The sequence below is a fragment of the Pseudomonas sp. Au-Pse12 genome, assembly GCF_021341665.1.
In the GTDB taxonomy this organism is placed as follows: Bacteria; Pseudomonadota; Gammaproteobacteria; order Pseudomonadales; family Pseudomonadaceae; genus Aquipseudomonas.
The window spans coordinates 145676-167158 of the sequence record NZ_JAJTTH010000011.1 but is presented as its reverse complement, the minus strand read 5'-3'; the positions used below and the strand labels follow the sequence as shown (position 1 = coordinate 167158).

The window sequence follows — 21483 nt, the reverse complement described above, 5'->3', positions numbered from 1 at the left end:
TCCTGTTCGGCTCTTTTTCCAACCGCCCCGTGGTTATATTTTTGTCGCACCGAATTGAACTTGCTCTGCAAGAAGGTCTTCAGAAATGTCCAACAGTATGGGTATCGCCAGCGCGTTTGTTTTGTCTTCCCTGTTTGTGGCGCCAATCGCCATGGCCGAAGAATCCCAGGGATTCGTGGCACGAAATGCCGCACGCGCCGCCGCATTCGAACAGGCACAAATCGCTCAGGCCGCCCAGCAGCAAAACGCTCAGCACGCCCAGAAGATCAGCGCCGAGCAGAGCAAGCCCGACGCACAGAAAGACAGTTGATCCGCAATACCGACTCGTTTCCCTCGACAACTTCTCTGCTTTCAACCCCGGAGTAAGTTGTCTTAAAGCCGCTGAATTCAGCGGCTTTTTTTTGCCGTGCAAACACCCTCGGCACATTCGTCAGATCCAGAACAAGAAACACCCGAATTCACAATAAGAACCCATTGTCGTTCACCAAAGGAGCTAAACGTTGTTCAAGACATCACTGAAGATCAGTCCGCTGTTCATTGCAATCGCTGCAACTATCCCGTCTCTCGGGCAAGCCGCAGAAGCAACCAAGGCCGAGGGCTTCGTCGAAGGCTCGAGCCTCAAGCTCAACGCCCGCAACTACTACATGAACCGCAACCGCCAGCAGCAGGCCAATGACAACATCGAATGGGGCCAGGGCTTTCTCGGTATCTTCGAGTCCGGCTACACCCAAGGCACCGTAGGCTTTGGCGTCGACGCCAACGCGATGCTCGGCCTCAAGCTCGACGGCGGCGGCGGTACCGGCAACTCGAGCATTCTGCCCGTCAGCGACGGTGGCGAGCACAAGGCACCCGGGGCGTTTTCCACTGCCGGCGCGACCCTGAAGATGCGGGCCTTCGACACCGAGCTCAAGGCCGGCGACCTGTTCCTCAACAACCCGGTGATTGCCGGTGGCATGAGCCGCATGCTGCCGCAGACCTTCCGCGGCGTCAGTCTGACCAACCGCAGCTTCGACGGTTGGCTGATCGAGGGTGGCCAGGCCAGCTTCACCAAACCCTACAACCAGAGCGGACACAAACGCATCGGCAGCTCCTATGGCAGCTTGCGCGACGGTGACGAGAGCCGGCACCTGAACTGGGCGGGCGTGGCCTGGAGTGGCATGCCGGGGCTGACCAGCAGCCTTTACGCCTCGGAACTCAAGGACATCTGGAACCAGTACTACTACGACCTGGACTACACCTACGCGGTCAACGACCTGGTCAGCCTCAACCCCGGCCTGCACTTCTATCACACCCAGGACACCGGCCAGGCCCTGCTGGGTAACATCGACAACAACACCTACAGCCTGCACTTCACCGTCGGCGTGGGCAGCCACAGCGTCACCGCCGCCTACCAGCGGGTCAACGGCAACACACCGTTCGACTACATCGCCCAGGGTGACAGCATCTTCCTGGACAACTCCCAGCAGTATTCGGACTTCAACGGCCCCAACGAGCGTTCGTGGAAGCTCAAGTATGCGTACGACTTTGCCGGCCTCGGCCTGCCAGGCCTGACTTCGTCGCTGTCCTACTCGCGCGGCGAACTGGACCTGACCAAAGTCGATCCGGACAGCCGTGGCTACGCCTCCTGGTACAGCGCCGACGGCAAGAACGCCAAGCACTGGGAACGCGATCTGGACCTCAAGTACGTGGTTCAGGGCGGCACTGCCAAGGACCTCGCGGTACGTCTGCAATGGGCGACCAACCGCGGCGGCAATGGCTACGGTGCACTGGACAACGACACCGATGAATACCGCGTGATCGTCGACTACCCGATCAACGTCTTCTAAGCCACTCGAACAAAAGGCCAGCATGTTTTGCTGGTCTTTTTTTTATCGGAGATTTATACAGGCGCGCAGGCGTGACCGATTTCTGTAGCCCACGTCCACACTAGACTCAAAACTGTCGACGTAGCAGAAATCAAAATCATGAACGTGAGTAGTGCGACACCCCGCACAGGGAAGATCGCGTCAAATACCGAGCGCCTGCTGGTCCTCTCCAGCTCGCTGATCGTTGTGGCCATTCTCAGCATCGTCACCTACCTGTTGATCCGCGAACACGCCGCTGCCGAACAGGCTGCCACGCGTGCCGCGAACAACATCGTGCAACTGATCGATGCCGATGTATTGCGCAACGTCGAACTCTACGACCTGTCTCTCAAGGGCCTGATCGGGGCCGCGCAACGCAACGACCTGAAGGATATTTCGGCGTCCATCCGTCATCTGGCGCTGTTTGACCGGGCCACCGCCGCCCCCTACAAGGGCGACATCCTGCTGCTGGACAGGCACGGCAACGTACTGGCCGACTCGGCCTCGGTCGTGCCGCGCACAGGCAACTACGCTGATCGCGAGTATTTTCGATCGCACATCGACAATCCGGACCCGGGGATGATGATCAGTCCGCCGTTCCGCGCGCGCACCGCCGATCACGACTGGCGGATCAGCTTCAGCCGGCGGCTCAGCGACGAGCATGGCCAGTTCATCGGGGTGGCCGAAGCGGCCATGCGCCTGAGCTACTTCAATGAGCTGTTCAAGAATCTGGATATCGGTCGCAACGGTACGATCAATCTGGTGAGCCGCGACGGAGTCCTGCTGGCCCAGCAACCACCGCTGGCAGACGACCTGATTGGCAAGAACTTCGCTAATCGCCCCAACTTCGTACGCATCCTGCGCGAAGGCAACGGCAGCTTCAGCAGTGTCTCCAGCGTTGATCAGAAGCATCGGCTGTACACCTTTTCCCAGGTCGGTGATCTGCCGCTGATCGTGATTGTCGCGCTGTCCATCGACGAGGTCTTCGGGGCCTGGCAACGCACCGCGCTGCTGATCAGCGGCGCCACCGGCGCGCTGTGCATTACGCTGTTCTGGCTGACCTGGCAGCTGTGCCGCGAACTACGGCGCCGGCAGAGTGCCGAGCAGGAACTGGCGCGCCTGGCAGCCGTCGACGCGCTCACCGGCCTGGCCAATCGCCGTACCCTGGACCAGGTGCTGAGCAACGAATGGTCCCGGGCCCGGCGCGCCAACCTGCCGCTGTCGCTATTGATGATCGACGTCGACCACTTCAAATCCTTCAACGACCGCTTCGGCCATCCGCTGGGGGACCAGGCCTTGCGGGCGGTGGCACAGAGCATTGGGGCGTGCGCCGGGCGCCCGTCGGACCTGGCGGCGCGCTACGGCGGCGAGGAGTTTGCGGTGATCCTGCCAGGAACCGACAGTGCCGGCGCCGCCGTACTCGCCGAGAAGATCCGCGCCAGCATCGCCGCCTTGCCAGCCATCAGCGAACAGGCCACGCCGCTGACCGTGAGCATTGGCATCAACACCTGGTCGGGTAACCCCGATATCGGTCTTGAGCAATGGGTGAGCGACGCCGACAAGGCCCTGTATCAGGCCAAGTACAGCGGTCGCAACCGGGTGGTGTCCAACATGTCCCAGGGCGGCTACCCGCGCAGCGCCTGAAACTTGCGGCATAAAAAAAGGCCATCCGGGGGGATGGCCTTCAAAAACAAAAGGAAAGAGAGAGTAACTTACACGGCCGCGACCGGACGCATGTAAGAGATCGGTGCAGTGCTGGCATCTTCGAAGGTCACGACTTCCCAGGCATCTTTCTGCTCAATCAACTTGCGCAGTAGCTGGTTGTTCAGTGCGTGGCCCGACTTGAAGCCTTTGAACTCACCTATCAGGCTGTTGCCCAGCAGGTAGAGGTCGCCAATTGCATCCAGGATCTTGTGCTTGACGAATTCGTCTTCATAACGAAGACCGTCTTCATTCAGTACGCCATCCGAATCGACCACAATAGCGTTTTCCACGCTGCCGCCGAGTGCGAGGTTGTGCTTGCGCAGGTACTCGATGTCACTCATGAAACCAAAGGTACGGGCGCGGCTGACTTCTTTTACAAACGAAGTACTGGAGAAGTCCACGCTTGCACTCTGGGTGCGGTCACGGAAAACCGGGTGATCGAAATCGATCTCGAAGCTCACTTTAAAACCATCGAAAGGCACGAAAGTGGCGCGCTTGTCGCCGTCTTCCACGGTCACTTCACGAAGGATGCGGATGAACTTTTTAGCTGCGTCCTGTTCTTCGAGGCCAGCAGATTGAATCAGGAATACGAAGGGTCCGGCACTGCCATCCATGATCGGGACTTCGGACGCGGAGAGCTCGACGTAGGCGTTATCGATGCCCAGGCCAGCCATGGCCGAGAGCAAGTGCTCCACCGTGTCCACTTTGACGTCACCGTTGACCAGAGTGGTCGACATCGTGGTTTCGCCAACATTTTCCGCGCGAGCAGGAATCTGCACCACAGGGTCCAGGTCGGCACGACAAAACACAATGCCGGTGTCGACAGGCGCAGGCTTGAGGGTCAGGTATACCTTCTCCCCGGAATGCAGGCCTACACCTGTGGCACGGATAATATTCTTCAGGGTGCGTTGTTTAATCATGGCTTGGGCCGCTTCAGCGCAAATTGCGAACTGGTATCAACAAAGGCTGGCGATAATAGCAGACCATGCCTTTGCTGAACACCAATCACCCTAATACCCCTGATACATTCCATCAATCGGCCTGACGACGCAGGAATGCCGGGATGTCCAGGTAATCCAGATCATCTTGCGGATTCAGCTTCGCCGCGGTCGCCGCGTTCGACTGCGCCTGATTGCGCATGACGGTCGGACGATCCAGGTCACGGTAGTTCACCGACGGCAGTTCCTGACGAGCAGGAGCCGGCGCTTGCGACTGCGCGGACATGGAAGTCTGAACGGTGTTGTCGATGACCTTCACAGGCTTCTCGATTTTCGCGCCCAGGCCGGTGGCCACTACGGTTACATGCAGCTCGTCACGCATGTCCGGATCGATAACGGTACCGACCTTGACCATGGCGTGTTCGGAAGCGAAGGCTTCGATGATGCTACCCACGTCGGAGTACTCACCCAGGGACAGGTCGGGACCGGCGGTGATGTTCACCAGGATGCCGCGTGCACCTTCCAGGTTCACGTCTTCCAGCAGCGGGTTGCGGATCGCCGCTTCAGTGGCTTCACGTGCACGGTTCGGACCGCTGGCGCAGCCAGTGCCCATCATCGCCATGCCCATTTCGCTCATCACGGTGCGTACGTCGGCGAAGTCGACGTTGATCATGCCCGGACGCTTGATGATGTCGGAGATACCGCGAACGGCACCGGCCAGCACGTCGTCAGCCTTGGCGAAAGCCGACAGCAGGCTGGCGTCCTTGCCGAGGATGGTCAGCAACTTCTCGTTGGGAATGGTGATCAACGAGTCAACGCTTTCGCTCAGCGCGCGGATGCCCTCATCGGCGATCTGCATGCGCTTGCGGCCTTCGAACGGGAACGGACGGGTCACCACCGCAACGGTGAGGATGCCCATTTCCTTGGCCACTTCAGCGATGATCGGCGCAGCACCGGTACCGGTACCGCCGCCCATGCCGGTGGTGATGAACACCATGTTGGTGCCCGCCAGTACTTCGGCGATGCGCTCACGGTCTTCCAGCGCGGCTTGACGGCCGACTTCCGGATTGGCACCCGCGCCCAGGCCCTTGGTCACACCGGTACCCAGTTGCAGGATGGTCCGCGCGCCGATGTTTTTCAGCGCTTGAGCATCCGTGTTGGCGCAGATGAACTCGACGCCTTCGATGTTGCTCTTGACCATGTGATTGACCGCGTTGCCGCCGCCACCGCCAACACCGATAACCTTGATTACCGGACTCTGCGGGATGTTGTCTACGAGTTCGAACATTTTCCCTCTCCTTTCATTTCTCTAGTTTTTCGCCTACTGCCTACTGCATTTACTGCTTGTCGCTTGAAACTGCTTCTCAGAAGTTGCCCTGCACCCAGCTCTTGATGCGATCGAGCAAGGCAGCCTTGGGTTCGTCACTGCTGTAGCTGTCACGGCTGCCGATGCCGGAGAACGAGATGCCGTCGGACTGTTTCTGCAGCCCGTACAGCAGCAAGCCGACACCGGTGGAATAGATCGGGTTGCGCACCACGTCGGACAGGCCCTTGACACTGTGGGGCACGCCCAGGCGAACCGGCATGTGGAAAATTTCCTCGGCCAGTTCCACCGCGCCTTCCATCTTCGAGGTGCCACCGGTGAGCACGATGCCCGCCGGGATCAGGTCTTCGTAGCCGCTGCGACGCAGCTCAGCCTGGATCAGGGTGAACAACTCGTCGTAACGCGGCTCGACCACCTCGGCCAGGGCTTGGCGCGACAGCTCCCGCGGTGGGCGGTCGCCGACGCTCGGCACCTTGATGGTCTCGCCGGCACCCGCCAGCTTGGCCAGGGCGCAGGCGTAACGGATCTTGATCTCTTCGGCGTACTGGGTCGGCGTGCGCAGGGCCATGGCGATGTCGTTGGTCACCTGGTCGCCGGCAATCGGGATCACCGCGGTGTGACGGATCGCGCCTTCGGTGAAGATCGCCATGTCGGTAGTGCCGCCGCCGATGTCCACCAGGCACACGCCCAGTTCCTTCTCGTCGTCGGTGAGTACCGAATAGGCCGAGGCCAGTTGCTCGAGGATGATGTCGTCGATTTCCAGGCCGCAGCGACGCACGCACTTCTCGATGTTCTGCGCCGCGTTCACCGCGCAGGTCACCACGTGCACCTTGGCTTCCAGGCGCACGCCGGACATGCCCAGGGGCTCACGCACGCCTTCCTGGTTATCGATCACGTAGTCCTGCGGCAGGGTGTGCAGGACCCGCTGGTCGGCCGGAATCGCCACGGCCTGGGCAGCATCCAGTACCCGCTCCAGGTCCGCCGAACTGACTTCACGGTCGCGGATCGCCACGATGCCGTGGGAGTTCAGGCTGCGGATGTGATTGCCCGCCACGCCGACGAACGCCGAGTGGATACGGCAGCCCGCCATCAGTTGCGCCTCTTCCACCGCACGCTGGATCGACTGCACGGTGGATTCGATATTCACCACCACGCCCTTCTTCAGGCCGCGGGAAGGATGGGTGCCGATGCCGACGATTTCCAGCGAGCCATCGGCCGCGACTTCGCCCACCAGCGCCACCACCTTGGAGGTACCGATATCCAGGCCGACGATCATTTTGCCGCTTTGCACATTTGCCATGGTCCTGCCTCTTCTTAATTCTTCGCGACGGCGGGTTGCGCCGTCGTGGGTGCCGCCGGATCGCGCCAGCCGACGGCCAGGCCGTTGGCGTAGCGCAGATCGATGCGCGCGATGTTCGTGATCTGTTCTTTCAGCGTTTTTTCATAAATGGCAATGAAGCGGCGCATCTTCTCCACCAGATGATCGCGACCCAGGAGCAACTCGATACCCGGGCCGGCACTGCCGGCGCCGGTGGTCAGGAACCAGCTGCCGCGCTCGCGCAGCTCCAGACGGGCGATCGAAAAGCCCAGCGGCCGCAGCATCTGGCTCAACACCTGATACTGCTGCATCACTTGCTGCTGGGCCCGCTGCGGCCCGAACAACTGCGGCAAGTGTTCGTAGTTCGCCAGTTCACGCGGGGTGAAGGCCTGGCCCTGGTTGTTCAACAGCGCCTCGTCGCCCCAACGGGCCACCGGCAGTTGTTCTTCCAGGCGAATCACAACCTGGTCCGGCCACACCCGACGTACTTCGGCGTGGGCGATCCAGGGCATCTGTTCCAGCTCGGTGCGCATGCTCGCCAGGTCGATGGTGAAGAAGCTCGCCGCGACATAAGGCGCGATCCGCTGCTGCACCGCCTGCTGGCTGATGTAGCTCAAGTCCCCCTGCACCGCGATCTTGGTGATCGGCCGGTCGGCGTATGGCAGCAGGCGCTGGGCACCTTCATAGGTGCCAAAGCCCAGCGCCACCAGCAGCACCGGCCAGAACAGGCTTTTCAGAAAGCCGAAGTTGGCTTTCGGCAGGCGCACCGACATCGGCTCTTTGGCCACCATTCGGCTGGCACCCCGCGGTACCGGCTTGCGGCCGGGTGCGGGTTGCTGCTGATGACGAAGCGACGCGCCTTGCATGGACTTAACCTCTCGCCTCAAGACTGGCTGCCAGGATGGCCAATACCAACTGCTGGAAATCCAGACCGGCCGCACGGGCGGCCATTGGCACCAGACTGTGATCGGTCATGCCCGGAGCGGTATTCACTTCCAGGAACCAGAACTGCCCCTGGGCGTCCTGCATCACATCGGCACGCGCCCAACCGGCGATACCGAGCGCCTCACAGGCTTTCGCCGTGAGTTCCATCAGTTCCTGTTCCTTGGCGCTGTCGAGCCCGCACGGGATCCGGTACTGAGTATCGGAAGCCAGGTACTTGGCGTCGTAGTCGTAAAACGTGTGGGGAGTGCCCAGGGCGATCGGTGGCAACACCTGGTCACGCAGGGTCGCGATGGTGAACTCCGGACCCTGGATCCATTGCTCGACCAACACTTGCGAATCGTAGGTACTGGCCGCCTTCCATGCGTCGATCAATTCGGGCGCGGAAGTCACCTTGGCCATACCGATACTGGAGCCTTCATGAGCCGGTTTGACGATCAAAGGCAAGCCCAGTTCCGCCACCGCGGAAATACAGTCGGCCTCGGAGCTCAATACCGCGTGGCGCGGAGTCGGAATGCCCAGGCTGTGCCACACCTGCTTGGTGCGCAGCTTGTCCATGGCCAGGGCCGACGCCAGGATACCGCTGCCGGTATAAGGAATGCCCAGGCACTCCAGCAGGCCTTGCATGCTGCCGTCTTCACCGCCGCGTCCGTGGAGAATGATGAAGGCGCGGTCGATCTTCTCGCTCAACAGACGCTGCAGCAGATCGTCGCCGACGTCGATACCGAAAGCGTTCACGCCGCCGCTCTGCAGGGCTTCGAGTACGGCCTCGCCGGACTTCAGCGACACTTCGCGCTCGGCGCTCTTGCCACCATAGAGCACCGCTACCCGACCGAAGTCGCCCGGTGCCACGGTGGAGAACAGCTTGGCGTAGGCAGCAGTCATTTCGACACTCCCTTGCCAGCGGCCACAGCACCGGCGAACAGCGGGCTGTTGAGCAGTTTCGGCGCCAGGCCACCGATATCACCGGCCCCCTGACACAGCAGGATGTCGCCAGCGCGCAGCAACGGTTTGACCAATGGCGCCAGGTCGACACCACGCTCGATGTAGATCGGATCCAGTTGCCCACGCTGACGAATGCTGTGGCACAGCTGACGGCTGTCGGCCCCCGGGATCGGCTCTTCACCGGCCGGGTAGACCTCCATCAACAGCAGCACGTTGGCATCGGCCAGCACCTGTACGAAATCGTCGTACAGATCGCGGGTACGGCTGAAACGATGCGGCTGGTAGACCATCACCAGACGGCGCTCCGGCCAACCGCCACGCACGGCCTTGATCACCGCGGCGACTTCGGTCGGGTGATGCCCATAGTCGTCCACCAGCATGACGTGACCGCCTTCCACCGGCAGTTCGCCGTAGACCTGGAAGCGCCGGCCCACGCCCTGGAAGCCCGACAGGCCCTGGACAATGGCTTCGTCGCTGATGCCTTCGTCGGTGGCGATGCAGATGGTCGCCAGGGAATTGAGCACGTTGTGGTTGCCCGGCATGTTCACCGACACGTCCAGCGGCTCGCGGTCGCGACGCAGCACGGTGAAGAAGGTCTGCATGCCTTGCTGACGTACATTGATGGCGCGCACGTCGGCTTCTTCGCTGAAGCCGTAGGTCACGGTCGGACGCTTGACCTGCGGCAGGATCTCACGCACCACCGGATCGTCCAGGCACATCACCGCCAGCCCGTAGAACGGCAGGTTGTGCAGGAAATCAACGAAGGTTTTCTTCAGCTTGTTGAAGTCGCCGTCGTAGGTCGCCATATGGTCAGCGTCGATGTTGGTAACCACGGCCACCAGCGGTTGCAGGTGCAGGAAGCTGGCATCGCTTTCGTCGGCTTCGGCAATCAGGTAACGGCTGGTGCCCAACTGTGCATTGGTGCCCGCTGCATTCAGTCGGCCACCGATGACGAACGTCGGGTCCAGGCCGCCGGCGGCAAAGACCGAAGCCAACAGACTGGTGGTAGTGGTCTTGCCGTGAGTACCGGCCACGGCGACGCCGTGACGGTAGCGCATCAGCTCGGCGAGCATTTCCGCCCGCGGTACCACCGGAATACGCCGTTCCAGAGCGGAAGCGACTTCCGGGTTGGAGGTGTTCACGGCGCTGGAAACCACCAGCACATCGGCGATCGCAGCGTTCTCGGCACGGTGGCCAATGAAAATCTGCGCACCAAAGGATTCCAGGCGCTCGGTGACCGGCGACGCCTTGAGGTCGGAGCCGGATACCTGGTAGCCCAGGTTCAGCAATACCTCGGCAATCCCGCACATGCCCACGCCGCCGATACCGACGAAGTGGATACGACGGATGCGGCGCATCTCCGGCTGCGGCATGGCTTTCTGATTCTCAACCATGGGCCACCTCCAGGCAGATATTCACTACGTCGTGGGTGGCGCCGGGCTTGGCCAGGCGGCGAGCGGCCTGGGCCATGTTGTCGAGTCGTTCTGGTTGCATCAAAACCTCTGTCAGGCGAGCGGCAAGGTCCGCAGCACCAGTCGTTCTTTGCGGCATCAGGAAGGCAGCGCCTTCACGAGCCAAATATTCGGCATTGCGGGTCTGGTGATCGTCGATCGCATGGGGCAAGGGCACCAGCATCGAGGGCAGACCGGCGGCAGCCAGTTCGCTGACGGTCAGCGCGCCTGCGCGACAGACCACCAGGTCGGCCCAGCCATAGGCTTGGGCCATGTCTTTGATAAAGGGCTGCACCTGCGCATCGACGCCAGCGGCGCGATAGCGCTCTGCAGTCACTTCATCGTGGTTTTTACCAGCCTGATGAAACACTTCCGGGCGCAGTTCGGGGGCGACCTGGGCCAGGGCTTCCGGCAGTAACTTGTTCAACGGCTCTGCCCCCAGGCTTCCGCCCAGGATCAGCAAACGCGCCTTGCGTCCGGCCAGGGCCTCGCGCGGTGTTTCGAGGAACAGTTCGGGGCGTACCGGGTTGCCCGTGGTGCGGCGGCTGTCCGAGGCTCCGAAGGTGTCCGGGAAAGCTTCGCAGACTCGGGCCGCCAACGGCACCAGCAGCCGATTGGCGGTACCGGCCACAGCGTTCTGTTCATGAACGATGACTGGAACTCCAGACAACTTGGCGGCAACACCGCCAGGGCCGGTCACATAACCACCAAAACCCAGGACACAGACCGGTTTCAACTGGCGAATGACCCGCCGCGCCTGGAGCACCGCCTTGATCAGTACAAACGGCGCCTTGAGCAGCGACAGCTTGCCCTTGCCCCGCAGCCCGCTGACGTTGATCAGGTGCAATGGCAACCCGGCGCCTGGAACCAGATCGTTTTCGATGCCGCGAGGGGTACCCAGCCAATGCACGCTGTAGCCTCGGGCCTGGAACTCGCGGGCACAGGCCAGCGCCGGGAACACGTGGCCACCGGTGCCGCCCGCCATGATCAGCACGTTAGCGCCCATGGAGAGGCTCCTCGGCAAAGTCACTTTCACTGAACTCCATCTCCTCACTGCCCAAGTGGGTTCTGCTCTCCCACTCGATGCGCAGCAACAAGCCGAGACAGGCGCAGCAGATCACCAACGAACTGCCGCCGTAACTGAGAAATGGCAGGGTCAGACCTTTGGTCGGCAGCAGGCCGACGTTCACGCCGATATTGATCAGGAACTGGCCGATCCACAGGAACGACAGACCGTACGCCACGTAGGCGGCAAAGAACTGCTTGGCCTTCTCGGCCCACAGGCCGATGTACATGCCGCGAATACAGACGAACACGAACAGCGCCACCGTGCACAGCGACCCTACCGCGCCCAGTTCCTCGGCCAGTACCGAGAACACGAAGTCGGTGTGCGCTTCCGGCAGGTAGAACTGCTTCTGCACGCTGTTGCCCAGGCCCACGCCCAGCCACTCGCCGCGACCGAAAGCGATCAATGCCTGGGACAACTGGTAGCCGGCGCCGAACTGGTCGGCCCAAGGGTCGGCAAAGTTGGTCAGACGCGCCATGCGATAGGGCTGCATCTGGATCAACAGGACCACGGCAGCAACCGCCAGGACCACCATCAGGGAGAAACGGAACAGCCCGACCCCGCCGAGGAACAGCATGGCCGCAGCGGCCCCCATCATCACCACGGTGGCGCCGAAGTCCGGCTCCATCAGCAACAGCCCGGCCATCGGCAGCAGAACGATGAACGGTTTGAAAAAGCCCATCCAGCTCTCGCGCACTTCTTTCTGGCGGCGTACCAGATAGCCGGCGAGGTAAATCACCACGAACACCTTGGCGATTTCGGAAGGCTGGACGTTGAAGAAGCTGAAGCCGATCCAGCGCATCGAGCCGTTCACTTCACGACCGATCCCCGGAATGATCACCATCACCAGCAAGCCAAAGGCACCAATCAGCATCAGCCAGCCCAGGCGTTGCCAGGTGGCGATCGGGATCATCATGGTGACGATGCAGGCACCCAGGCCGAGCAGGATGTAGATAAGGTGGCGAATCATGTAGTACAGGGCGCTGCCCGACTGCGCCGCAGCCACTTCGGTGGACGCCGAGGCAATCATCACCAGGCCAAGGCCGAGCAGGGTCAGGCAACCGGCGAGCATCGGGAAGTCGAGGTCGATACCGCGCCCCGTGATGATCGGCGATGGATAAGGCTTGATGATGTTTCTCAGGTTCATGCCAGCTCCTCCACAACGCGGACGAACTGGTGACCACGGTCTTCGTAATTCTTGAACATGTCGAAACTGGCGCAGGCCGGCGACAACAGCACCACGTCGCCGGGCTGTGCGGCGGCGCGGCATTGCGCGACCGCTTCGACCAGCGAACTGGCACGAATCAGCGGCACGGCATCGCCGATAGCGGCACCAATCTTGTCGGAGTCGCGCCCCATCAGGATCACCGCGCGGCAGTTGGCTGCCACCGGGTCATGCAGGTCCTTGAACTCGGCGCCCTTGCCGTCGCCACCGGCGATCAGCACGATCTTGCCTTCGATGTCGGCGCCAAGGCCTTCGATGGCCGCCAGCGCGGCACCGACGTTGGTGGCTTTGGAATCGTTGTAGTAGCCCACGCCGTCAAGCTCGCGAACCCACTGGCAACGGTGCTCGAGACCGGTAAAGGAGCGCAGGGCCGCGAGCATGGCATCGAACGGCAACCCCACGGCATGGCCCAGGGCCAATGCCGCCAGGGCGTTGGACTGGTTATGGGCACCGCGGATCTTCAACTCGCGCACCGGCATCAGGTCCTGGAATTCGAAGGCCAGGTATTTCTCGCCGTTCTCTTCCCGCAGGCCGAACGCCTTGAAATCAGGCTGGCTCAAGCCGAAGGTCCAGCACGGCAGGCCTTCACTCATCAGCGGACGACTCAAGGCGTCCTGACGGTTGACCACCACCTGGCGGGCACCACGGAAAATCCGGTGCTTGGCCAGGTGGTACGCCGGCAGGCCGCTGTAGCGATCCATGTGGTCTTCGCTGATGTTCAGCACGGTGGCCACTTCAGCGCCCAGTTGATCAGTGGTCTCCAGCTGGAAGCTGGACAGTTCCATCACGTACAGCTCGACGTCGTCGCTGAGCAGATCCAGGGCCGGGGTGCCGAGGTTGCCTCCCACCGCCACACGCTTGCCCGCCGCGGCGGCCATTTCCCCCACCAGGGTGGTCACCGTGCTCTTGGCATTGGAGCCGCTGATTGCAACGATCGGCGCCTTCGCGTTACGCGCGAACAGCTCGATATCACCGGACAGTTTCACCCCACGGGCAGCAGCGGCCTGCAGGGCCGGGGTCGCCAGGGCCAGGCCAGGGCTCACGTAGAGCTCATCGGCACGGCACAGAAATTCGACATCCAGCTCGCCACAACGCACTTCCACCTGCGGATAGTCACGCCGCAGCGTGGCCAGTTCAGGTGGATTTTCCCGCGTATCGGCCACCGCAAAGGCAACGCCCCGGTTCGCCAGGAAGCGAACCAGGGACATGCCGCTCTTGCCGAGGCCGACAACGATGCGGAAGTGGTCAGAAGCGATCAGAGACACTCGTTCTACCTCAGCTTCAGGGTGGCAAGGCCGATCAGCACCAGAATCACGGTGATGATCCAGAAACGGACGATCACACGCGGCTCGGGCCAGCCCTTGAGTTCAAAGTGGTGGTGAATCGGCGCCATGCGAAACACCCGGCGACCGGTCAATTTGAAGGAAGCCACCTGGATCACCACCGACAGGGTTTCCATCACGAACACGCCGCCCATGATGAACAGGACGATTTCCTGACGGACGATCACCGCGATAGTGCCCAGGGCCGCGCCCAGCGCCAGCGCGCCGACGTCGCCCATGAAGACTTGCGCCGGGTAGGTGTTGAACCACAAGAAGCCCAGGCCGGCGCCAATCAGCGCGCCGCAGAAGACAATCAGCTCACCGGCTCCCGGTACATAAGGAATCAGCAGGTATTCGGCGAACTTCACGTTACCCGACAGGTAGCAGAAGATCCCCAGCGCGCCGCCGACCATCACCGTCGGCATGATCGCCAGGCCATCGAGGCCGTCGGTCAGGTTGACCGCGTTGCTCGAACCGACGATGACGAAATAGGTCAGGACCACAAAACCGACACCCAGCGGAATGCTCACGTCTTTGAGCATCGGGATCAGCAGCGTGGTTTCCACCGGGCTCTGGGCAGTCATATAAAGGAAGATCGCGGCGCCGAGGCCAAACACCGATTGCCAGAAATACTTCCAGCGGCTGGGCAGGCCACGGGAGTTCTTCTCGATCACCTTGCGATAGTCGTCAACCCAGCCGATGGCACCGAAGGCCAGGGTGACCACCAGCACGACCCACACATAGTGGTTGCGCAGGTCCGCCCACAGCAGGGTGCTGATACCAATGGCCGAAAGAATCAGTGCGCCGCCCATGGTTGGCGTGCCCGATTTGGAGAGATGGGATTGCGGACCGTCATTACGCACAGCCTGGCCGATCTGGCGGTTCTGCAGAGTACGGATCATCCACGGACCCAGGCACAGCGCCAAAGACAGCGCAGTCAGTACCCCGAGAATCCCGCGCAGGGTCAGGTACTGAAAGACCGCGAAGCCTTTGTAGAACTGTTGCAGGTACTCCGCTAGCAGCAGCAGCATTAATGTTTCTCTCCGTCTTTTTCTTGAAGATGGGAGCCGCACAAAGCCGCGACGATGTTTTCCATCACCGCGCTGCGCGATCCTTTGATCAAAAGGGTGGTATTTGGGTCTTGCTCGACGCCCAAGGCGGCAATCAGGTCAGCCTGGCTGGCGAAGTGGCGCGCATGCTCGCCGAAAGCGGCAACGGCGTGAGCCATCATCGGGCCAACGGCATACAGGGCCGAAACCTTGCCAGCGGCATATGCACCTACTTCGCGGTGCCCCTGCTCCGCCCACTCGCCCAACTCGCCGATGTCTCCGAGCACCAGGACGGTGCGGCCGGAAAAGCCGGCGAGTATATCAACGGCGGCGCACATTGAGGTGGGGTTTGCATTGTAAGTGTCATCGATGACCCGCATGCCGTTCCTGGCCAATTGGGCGACGGTACGCCCCTTGACCGGCTGCACCGCATTCAGGCCAGTGACGGTACCGAACAGCGAAACGCCCATGGCGTAGGCAGCGGCCGCCGCGGCCAGGGCATTGGCCACGTTGTGGGTGCCCAGCAAGTTCAGTTGTACCGCTTCCACCCCCTTGGGGCTGTGCAGTTTGAAGGACGGGCAACCACGGGCATCACGACCGATATCGGAGGCGTAGAAATCGGCCGCCTTGTTGTCCAGGGCGAAGCTCAGCACCTGACGACCTGCAGCGCGGGCCTTCCAGATCGGGAAGGCTTTGTCATCCAGGTTGAGCACCGCAATACCAGTGCCATCAAGGCCTTCAAGGATTTCACCCTTGGCCTCGACGATCTTCTCCGGCCCGCCAAACTCACCAACGTGAGCGGTACCGGCGTTGTTGATGATCGCCACATGCGGGCGAGTCATGGCCACGGTGTAGGCAATCTCGCCAATGCGCGATGCGCCCAGCTCGATGACCGCAGCCGTGTGCTCCGGGGCCAGCTCCAGCAAAGTCAGCGGCGCACCCAGATCATTGTTCAGGTTGCCCCGGGTGGCGAGCACCGGACCACGGGTACGCAGGATGCTGGCAAGCATTTCCTTGACCGTGGTCTTGCCGCTGGAGCCAGTAACTGCAGCGACCGGACGGCTGAAGGCGGCGCGATTCAAAGCGCCCAACTGCCCGAGCGCCAGCCGTGTGTCCTTGACCAGCAATTGCGGCAGCGTACTGTCGGGCACTTCACGCTCAACCAAAGCCGCCACGGCGCCCTTGGCCGCCACTTCATTCAGGTAGTCATGGCCGTCAAAACGCGGGCCCGTCAAGGCAACAAACAGCTGGCCGGCCTGGATCGCCCGGCTATCGATACTGACTCCGCTAAAACGAGCGTCGCCCGCGATCAGGCGGGCGTCCAATGGAGCGCAAACTTCACTGAGTTGCATGGCTTTAAGCATGGGCCGCCTCCCACGCGATCAAGGCCTTGTCCGCCTCGGCGAGATCGGAGAAGTCATGTCGCTGGCCATTGATTTCCTGGTAATCCTCATGCCCCTTGCCCGCCAGCACCACGACGTCATCGGCCGACGCAGAGGCGATCAAGCGCGCAATCGCCGGCCCGCGACCGGCGATGAACTCAACCTTTTGCGCAGCACTGAAGCCAGCACGAATATCATCAAAAATCTGCGCGGGCTCTTCAGTACGCGGGTTGTCGTCGGTCACCAGCACACCATCGGCCAGGCGCTCGACCACTTCAGCCATCAAGGGACGCTTGCCGCGATCGCGATCACCGCCACAGCCGAACAGGCACAGCAGGCGCCCCTTGGCGTGTGGGCGCAGGGCCAGCAAGACTTTTTCCAGCGCGTCCGGCGTGTGGGCGTAGTCCACCACCACCAGCGGCTGAGTACCGCCACCCAGGCGCTGCATGCGTCCGGCGGGGCCTTCCAGCTTGGGCAGGACCGCGAGGATTTCATCCAGCGCATATTCAAGGCCCAGCAACGCCCCCACTGCAGCCAGCACGTTGCTCAAGTTGAAGCGCCCGAGCAGGCAGCTACGCAGATGGTGCTCACCTTGCGGGGTCACCAGGGTCGCGCGCACGCCATCGTCATCAAAGCGCGCTTCGCGGCAGTACAGATAAGCCGCGGAGTCTTCGAGGCTGTAAGTGATCAGTCGCGACTCGTGCTTGTCGGCAGCCAATTGCCGGCCGAAATCATCGTCGAGGTTGATCACCCGGCAACGCAGGTCGGTCCAGCCAAAGAGTTTGGCCTTGGCCGCACCATAGGCTTCCATGGTCCCGTGATAATCCAGGTGATCACGGGACAGGTTGGTCAGCACTGCGACATCGAAGGCCAGTGCTGCCACGCGCCCTTGATCCAGGCCATGGGACGAAACTTCCATAGCCACGGCCTTGGCCCCGGCATTTTTCAGGTCAGCCAAGGTGGCCTGCACGGCAATCGGATTCGGTGTGGTGTGCAGACCGCTTTGCAGCGCGCCATGGAAACCGGTACCCAGCGTGCCCACCAGGCCACAACGCTGCCCCAGCAGATCCAGGGCCTGGGCCACCAATTGAGTCACACTGGTCTTGCCGTTGGTGCCGGTCACGCCCACCAGGTTCAGCTGACGGCTCGGATCGCCATAGAAGCGCCCTGCAATGTCCGAAAGCTGCGCAGCCAGGCCCTTGACCGGAATCAACGGCGCGTCGGTCAGCGGCAGCACAGTTGCCCCTTCCACTTCATAGGCCACGGCCGCCGCCCCGCGCTGCAGTGCATCGGCAATGTGTGCACGACCATCGAACTTGGCGCCGGGCACCGCCAGAAACAGGTCCCCGGCACGCACATTGCGACTGTCCAGGGTCAGCTCGCGAATCAGCAGGTCGCGACCGGCATGGGCGAAAATCTTGTTCAGGCTAAGAGACATCAGCCGCGCCCTCCATTGGCTCGTACTGGGGTACCGGATGCGGCATTGGCCTGCTGCGTGGTCGGCAGGTTGTCCGGAGTAATGTTCATCAGGCGCAGGGTGCCGGACATCACTTTGCTGAACACCGGCGCCGATACCAGGCCACCGAAGTAACCGGCTTTGCTCGGTTCATCGATCACCACCACGATGGCGTAGCGTGGATCGCTCATCGGACCGAAGCCGGCGAACAGCGAGCGGTAAGAGTTCTCGGCATAGCCCTTGGTGCCCACCGAAGTCTTGCGCGCGGTACCACTCTTGCCTGCCACGTGATAGGCCGGGACTTGAGCCCGGAATACGCCACGAGGGGCTTCGATCACCTGCTGCAACATGCCCTGCATGGTCTTGGCGACATTTTCCGGAATCACCTGAGTGGTTTGCGGAGTCTTGTCGGACTTGATCAGCGTCAGCGGAGCGATACGGCCGTTGTTAGCCAGCGCGGAGAACGCATGCACCAGCTGGATCGCCGTTACCGACAGGCCATAGCCATAAGACAGGGTTGCGGTTTCCGCCTTGCGCCATTCACGGTAGTTCGGCAGGTTGCCGACCCGCTCGCCAGGGAAACCGAGCCCCGTGTCCTGGCCCAGACCGATTTTCTGTGCCAGACGGAAAATTGTTTCGCCGCCGATATCGAAGGCGACCTTACTCATGCCGACGTTACTGGAGTTGATCAGAATGCCGGTCAGGTCGAGTACCGGACCTTCCGTCTTGGAAACGTCGCGAATGGTGTATTTGCCCAACTGCAAGGTGCCCGGGTAGACCTCAACGGTATCGCTGGGCTTCCAGCGCCCGGTTTCCAGCGCAGCACTCATGGAGATCGCCTTCATGGTCGAGCCGGGCTCGAACACGTCGATCATCGCGCGGTTGCGCATCATCGCCGGCTGCAGGTTGCGGCGGTTGTTCGGGTTGTAGGTCGGCTGGTTGACCATGGCCAGGATCTCGCCGGTCTTCACATCCATGATCACCAGACTGCCGGCCTTGGCACCGTTCTCGACGATGGCATTGCGCAGCTCGCGATTGGCCAGGTATTGCAGGCGCAGGTCAATCGACAACGCCAAGGGCTTGCCAGCCTTGGCGTTCTTGGTGACCTGAACGTCCTTGATCAGCCTGCCGCGCCGGTCCTTGATGACCTGGCGCTTGCCCGGAACCCCAGCGAGCCATTCGTCATAGGCCAGCTCCACGCCTTCGCGACCGCGGTCGTCGATATCAGTGAAACCCACCATGTGCGCAGTGACTTCGCCAGCGGGGTAGAAACGCCGGAACTCCTCGATGCCATAGACACCGGGAACCTTCAGATCGAGTACCGACTGGCCCTGCTCCGGAGTCAGCCCGCGAACCAGATAGATGAACTCTTTATTGGCCTGGGCCTCAAGACGCTCGGCCAGGGCCTTGGGGTCTTGGCCGAGAGCCATGGCCAGTGCCGGCCAGCGATCCTTGGCCAGCTGCATTTCCTTGGCATTGGCCCACAGGGTGGTGACCGGCGTACTGACGGCCAGAGGCTCGCCATTGCGGTCCGTGATCAAGCCACGGTGCGCGGGAATGGGAATATGCCGAACACTTCGCGCATCACCCTGCCCCTTGAGGAAGTCACGGTCGACCACCTGCAGGTCAATGATGCGCCAGGCAATCGCCGACACCATGACCGCCAGCAATCCCAGCACAACACGAAAACGCCAAGGATAGAGCGCGCCTTCAAGCTTCATGGCGCCACCATGCGGACTTCGGCCGCGCCGGGAATGTGCATCTTCAGTTGCTCAGTGGCCAGCACCTCGATGCGGCTGTGGGCAGTCCAGGTACTTTGCTCGAGGATCAGCCGACCCCATTCGGCCTGAGCCTTGTCACGCACGCTCAGCTCGCCATACAGCGTGTTGAGCAATTGACGATTCCAGTGAGCGCTGTAGGACACCGCAATCGCGGAGACCAGCACGCCGACAAATAGCAGGAACATGAAAAAGCTTCCGCCTGGAAGTGGCTTGGCGAAAAGCTTGCTCACCGAAGCTTCTCCGCAACACGCATGACGGCACTACGGGCACGAGGGTTGGCCTTGAGTTCTGCCTCGGAGGCGAACTGCGCTTTGCCGTGGACCTTGATTTTCGGCACGAAGGCTTCGAAACGTACCGGCAGATTGCGCGGCAGGTTATCGGACTCGCCCTTCACCAGGCGGCGCATGAACAGTTTGACGATGCGATCTTCCAGCGAGTGGAAACTGATCACCACCAGACGACCGCCCACTTCCAGGGACTCCAGTGCCGCTTCAAGGCCGGCTTCGAGGTCGCCCAGTTCGTTATTGACGTGAATTCGCAGGCCCTGGAAAGCACGGGTGGCAGGGTTCTTGCCCTTTTCCCACGCGGGGTTGGCGACTTTCAGCACTTCAGCCAGGTCGGCGGTGCGTTCGAATGGCTGGATCTCGCGGCGTTCGACCACGGCTCGCGCCATGCGGCCGGAGAAACGCTCTTCGCCGTACTCCTTGAATACCCGGGCAATCTCCTCTACCGGAGCCGTGGCGATGAACTGCGCAGCACTGATGCCACGGGTTGGGTCCATGCGCATGTCCAGCGGGCCATCATTGAGAAAACTGAAGCCGCGCTCCGGGTCGTCCAACTGCGGTGAAGACACACCCAGGTCCAGCAGGACACCACTGACCTTGCCCGCCAGGCCGCGCTCCGCGACTTCCGAACCGAGCTCGGCAAAACTGCGCTGTACAACGACAAAGCGGCCGTCTTCGGCCGCTAGCGCTTGCCCGGTGGCAATCGCCTGGGGATCCTTGTCGAATCCGAGGAGCCGGCCCTCGGGTCCGAGCTTGCTGAGAATCAGCCGGCTATGCCCCCCGCGCCCAAAGGTGCCATCCAGATAGCAGCCATCAGGGCGCACGGCGAGAGCCTCGACGGCTTCGTCAAGCAGCACGGTGATGTGGTTAAAGCCGCTATCAATAGTCACAGGATCAGATCACGCAGTTCATCAGGCATGGCGCCCGGTTGTTGAATAGCCGCCAGGTCAGCTGCGGAAACAGCATTCCAGGCATCCTCGTCCCACAATTGGAACTTGTTCAGTTGGCCCACCAGCATTGCGCGCTTATCCAACTTGGCATATTCACGCAGGCGCGGCGGCACCAGAAAACGACCACTGCCATCGAGTTCAAGGTCGACGGCATTACCAATCAGCAAACGCTGCAAACGACGGTTCTCTTCACGAAGAGAAGGCAGTGCGCGCAGTTTGGTTTCAATCAGCTCCCACTCATCGAGGGGGTAAACACACAAACATGGATCAACAGCATCGATCGTGACGATTAACTGCCCGGAACTTCGCGAAACGAGCTCGTCACGATACCGGCTCGGCATGGCGAGACGGCCTTTTGCATCGAGACTGATAGCGTTAGCTCCGCGAAACACGTCAGCGTTTCTCCAAATTTTAGCGTTTTGCGCTCAAAAAACCCACTTCATGCCACTTTCCGCCACTTGCGCACACTATAGGAATGCGCCCACACCACCGTCAAGGCGCG

19 protein-coding genes are annotated in these 21483 nt (G+C 61.6%); 3 read left to right on the top strand and 16 right to left on the bottom strand.

All coding sequences use genetic code 11. From position 1 onward, the window contains the following. Positions 1-85: 85 nt before the first annotated feature. The 3 genes from LXM55_RS26795 (at position 86) to LXM55_RS26785 (ending at position 3488) form a co-directional block, all read left to right on the top strand. Positions 86-310 carry a hypothetical protein gene (locus LXM55_RS26795; RefSeq protein ID WP_233323153.1) on the top strand — a complete coding sequence of 75 codons (225 nt, stop codon included), beginning with the start codon at positions 86-88 and terminating at the stop codon, positions 308-310. A 190-nt stretch (positions 311-500) separates the two neighbouring features. Further along, positions 501-1826 (top strand): OprD family porin, encoded by a 1326-nt coding sequence (locus LXM55_RS26790; protein ID WP_233323152.1) that lies wholly within the window; start codon positions 501-503, stop codon positions 1824-1826. 138 nt (positions 1827-1964) lie between these two features. Next, positions 1965-3488, top strand: coding sequence for a sensor domain-containing diguanylate cyclase (locus LXM55_RS26785; protein WP_233323151.1), 1524 nt, complete (start codon positions 1965-1967; stop codon positions 3486-3488). Between the two features lie 68 nt (positions 3489-3556). Here LXM55_RS26785 and lpxC read toward each other — a convergent pair whose 3' ends face one another. The 16 genes from lpxC to mraZ all read right to left on the bottom strand — a co-directional run bounded on the left by lpxC (position 3557) and on the right by mraZ (position 21373). After that, positions 3557-4468, bottom strand: a complete 912-nt coding sequence (gene lpxC, locus LXM55_RS26780; RefSeq protein ID WP_011063304.1) for a UDP-3-O-acyl-N-acetylglucosamine deacetylase — start codon at positions 4466-4468, stop codon at positions 3557-3559. A gap of 112 nt (positions 4469-4580) precedes the next feature. Further along, complete coding sequence (gene ftsZ, locus LXM55_RS26775) at positions 4581-5774, bottom strand: cell division protein FtsZ (protein WP_011063305.1); 1194 nt, start codon at positions 5772-5774, stop codon at positions 4581-4583. 76 nt (positions 5775-5850) lie between these two features. After that, complete coding sequence (ftsA, locus tag LXM55_RS26770) at positions 5851-7110, bottom strand: cell division protein FtsA (protein ID WP_011063306.1); 1260 nt, start codon at positions 7108-7110, stop codon at positions 5851-5853. Between the two features lie 14 nt (positions 7111-7124). Continuing rightward, positions 7125-7994, bottom strand: a complete 870-nt coding sequence (locus LXM55_RS26765; RefSeq protein ID WP_161756726.1) for a cell division protein FtsQ/DivIB — start codon at positions 7992-7994, stop codon at positions 7125-7127. Positions 7995-7998: 4 nt separating this feature from the next. Continuing rightward, the gene (locus LXM55_RS26760) at positions 7999-8955 is read right to left on the bottom strand and encodes a D-alanine--D-alanine ligase (protein ID WP_233323150.1); all 957 of its coding nucleotides are present in this window, start codon (positions 8953-8955) and stop codon (positions 7999-8001) included. Continuing rightward, complete coding sequence (gene murC, locus LXM55_RS26755; protein ID WP_233323149.1) at positions 8952-10409, bottom strand: UDP-N-acetylmuramate--L-alanine ligase; 1458 nt, start codon at positions 10407-10409, stop codon at positions 8952-8954. The genes LXM55_RS26760 and murC overlap by 4 nt, the downstream gene beginning before the upstream one ends. Next, positions 10402-11472: an undecaprenyldiphospho-muramoylpentapeptide beta-N-acetylglucosaminyltransferase gene (murG, locus tag LXM55_RS26750; protein WP_233323148.1), complete on the bottom strand. Its 1071-nt coding sequence runs from the start codon at positions 11470-11472 to the stop codon at positions 10402-10404. The genes murC and murG overlap by 8 nt, the downstream gene beginning before the upstream one ends. Then, complete coding sequence (ftsW, locus tag LXM55_RS26745) at positions 11462-12679, bottom strand: putative lipid II flippase FtsW (protein WP_442799788.1); 1218 nt, start codon at positions 12677-12679, stop codon at positions 11462-11464. Before ftsW ends, murG begins: the two co-directional genes overlap by 11 nt. Beyond that, a complete protein-coding gene (gene murD / locus LXM55_RS26740; RefSeq protein ID WP_233323147.1) occupies positions 12676-14022 on the bottom strand; it encodes a UDP-N-acetylmuramoyl-L-alanine--D-glutamate ligase in 1347 nt (448 codons plus the stop codon). The genes ftsW and murD overlap by 4 nt, the downstream gene beginning before the upstream one ends. A gap of 5 nt (positions 14023-14027) precedes the next feature. Beyond that, positions 14028-15110, bottom strand: a complete 1083-nt coding sequence (mraY, locus tag LXM55_RS26735) for a phospho-N-acetylmuramoyl-pentapeptide-transferase (RefSeq protein ID WP_016966661.1) — start codon at positions 15108-15110, stop codon at positions 14028-14030. Next, entirely contained in the window at positions 15110-16492 is a 1383-nt protein-coding gene (locus tag LXM55_RS26730; RefSeq protein ID WP_233323146.1) for a UDP-N-acetylmuramoyl-tripeptide--D-alanyl-D-alanine ligase, read from the bottom strand. Before LXM55_RS26730 ends, mraY begins: the two co-directional genes overlap by 1 nt. After that, entirely contained in the window at positions 16485-17948 is a 1464-nt protein-coding gene (locus LXM55_RS26725; RefSeq protein ID WP_233323145.1) for a UDP-N-acetylmuramoyl-L-alanyl-D-glutamate--2,6-diaminopimelate ligase, read from the bottom strand. Before LXM55_RS26725 ends, LXM55_RS26730 begins: the two co-directional genes overlap by 8 nt. After that, positions 17948-19687 carry a peptidoglycan D,D-transpeptidase FtsI family protein gene (locus tag LXM55_RS26720; protein ID WP_011063316.1) on the bottom strand — a complete coding sequence of 580 codons (1740 nt, stop codon included), beginning with the start codon at positions 19685-19687 and terminating at the stop codon, positions 17948-17950. The genes LXM55_RS26725 and LXM55_RS26720 overlap by 1 nt, the downstream gene beginning before the upstream one ends. Beyond that, complete coding sequence (gene ftsL / locus LXM55_RS26715; RefSeq protein ID WP_011063317.1) at positions 19684-19977, bottom strand: cell division protein FtsL; 294 nt, start codon at positions 19975-19977, stop codon at positions 19684-19686. Before ftsL ends, LXM55_RS26720 begins: the two co-directional genes overlap by 4 nt. Continuing rightward, on the bottom strand, positions 19974-20921 hold the full coding sequence (gene rsmH, locus LXM55_RS26710) for a 16S rRNA (cytosine(1402)-N(4))-methyltransferase RsmH (protein ID WP_442799787.1): 948 nt from the start codon (positions 20919-20921) through the stop codon (positions 19974-19976). Before rsmH ends, ftsL begins: the two co-directional genes overlap by 4 nt. Next, positions 20918-21373 (bottom strand): division/cell wall cluster transcriptional repressor MraZ, encoded by a 456-nt coding sequence (gene mraZ, locus LXM55_RS26705; protein WP_011063319.1) that lies wholly within the window; start codon positions 21371-21373, stop codon positions 20918-20920. The genes rsmH and mraZ overlap by 4 nt, the downstream gene beginning before the upstream one ends. Positions 21374-21483 lie beyond the last annotated feature (110 nt).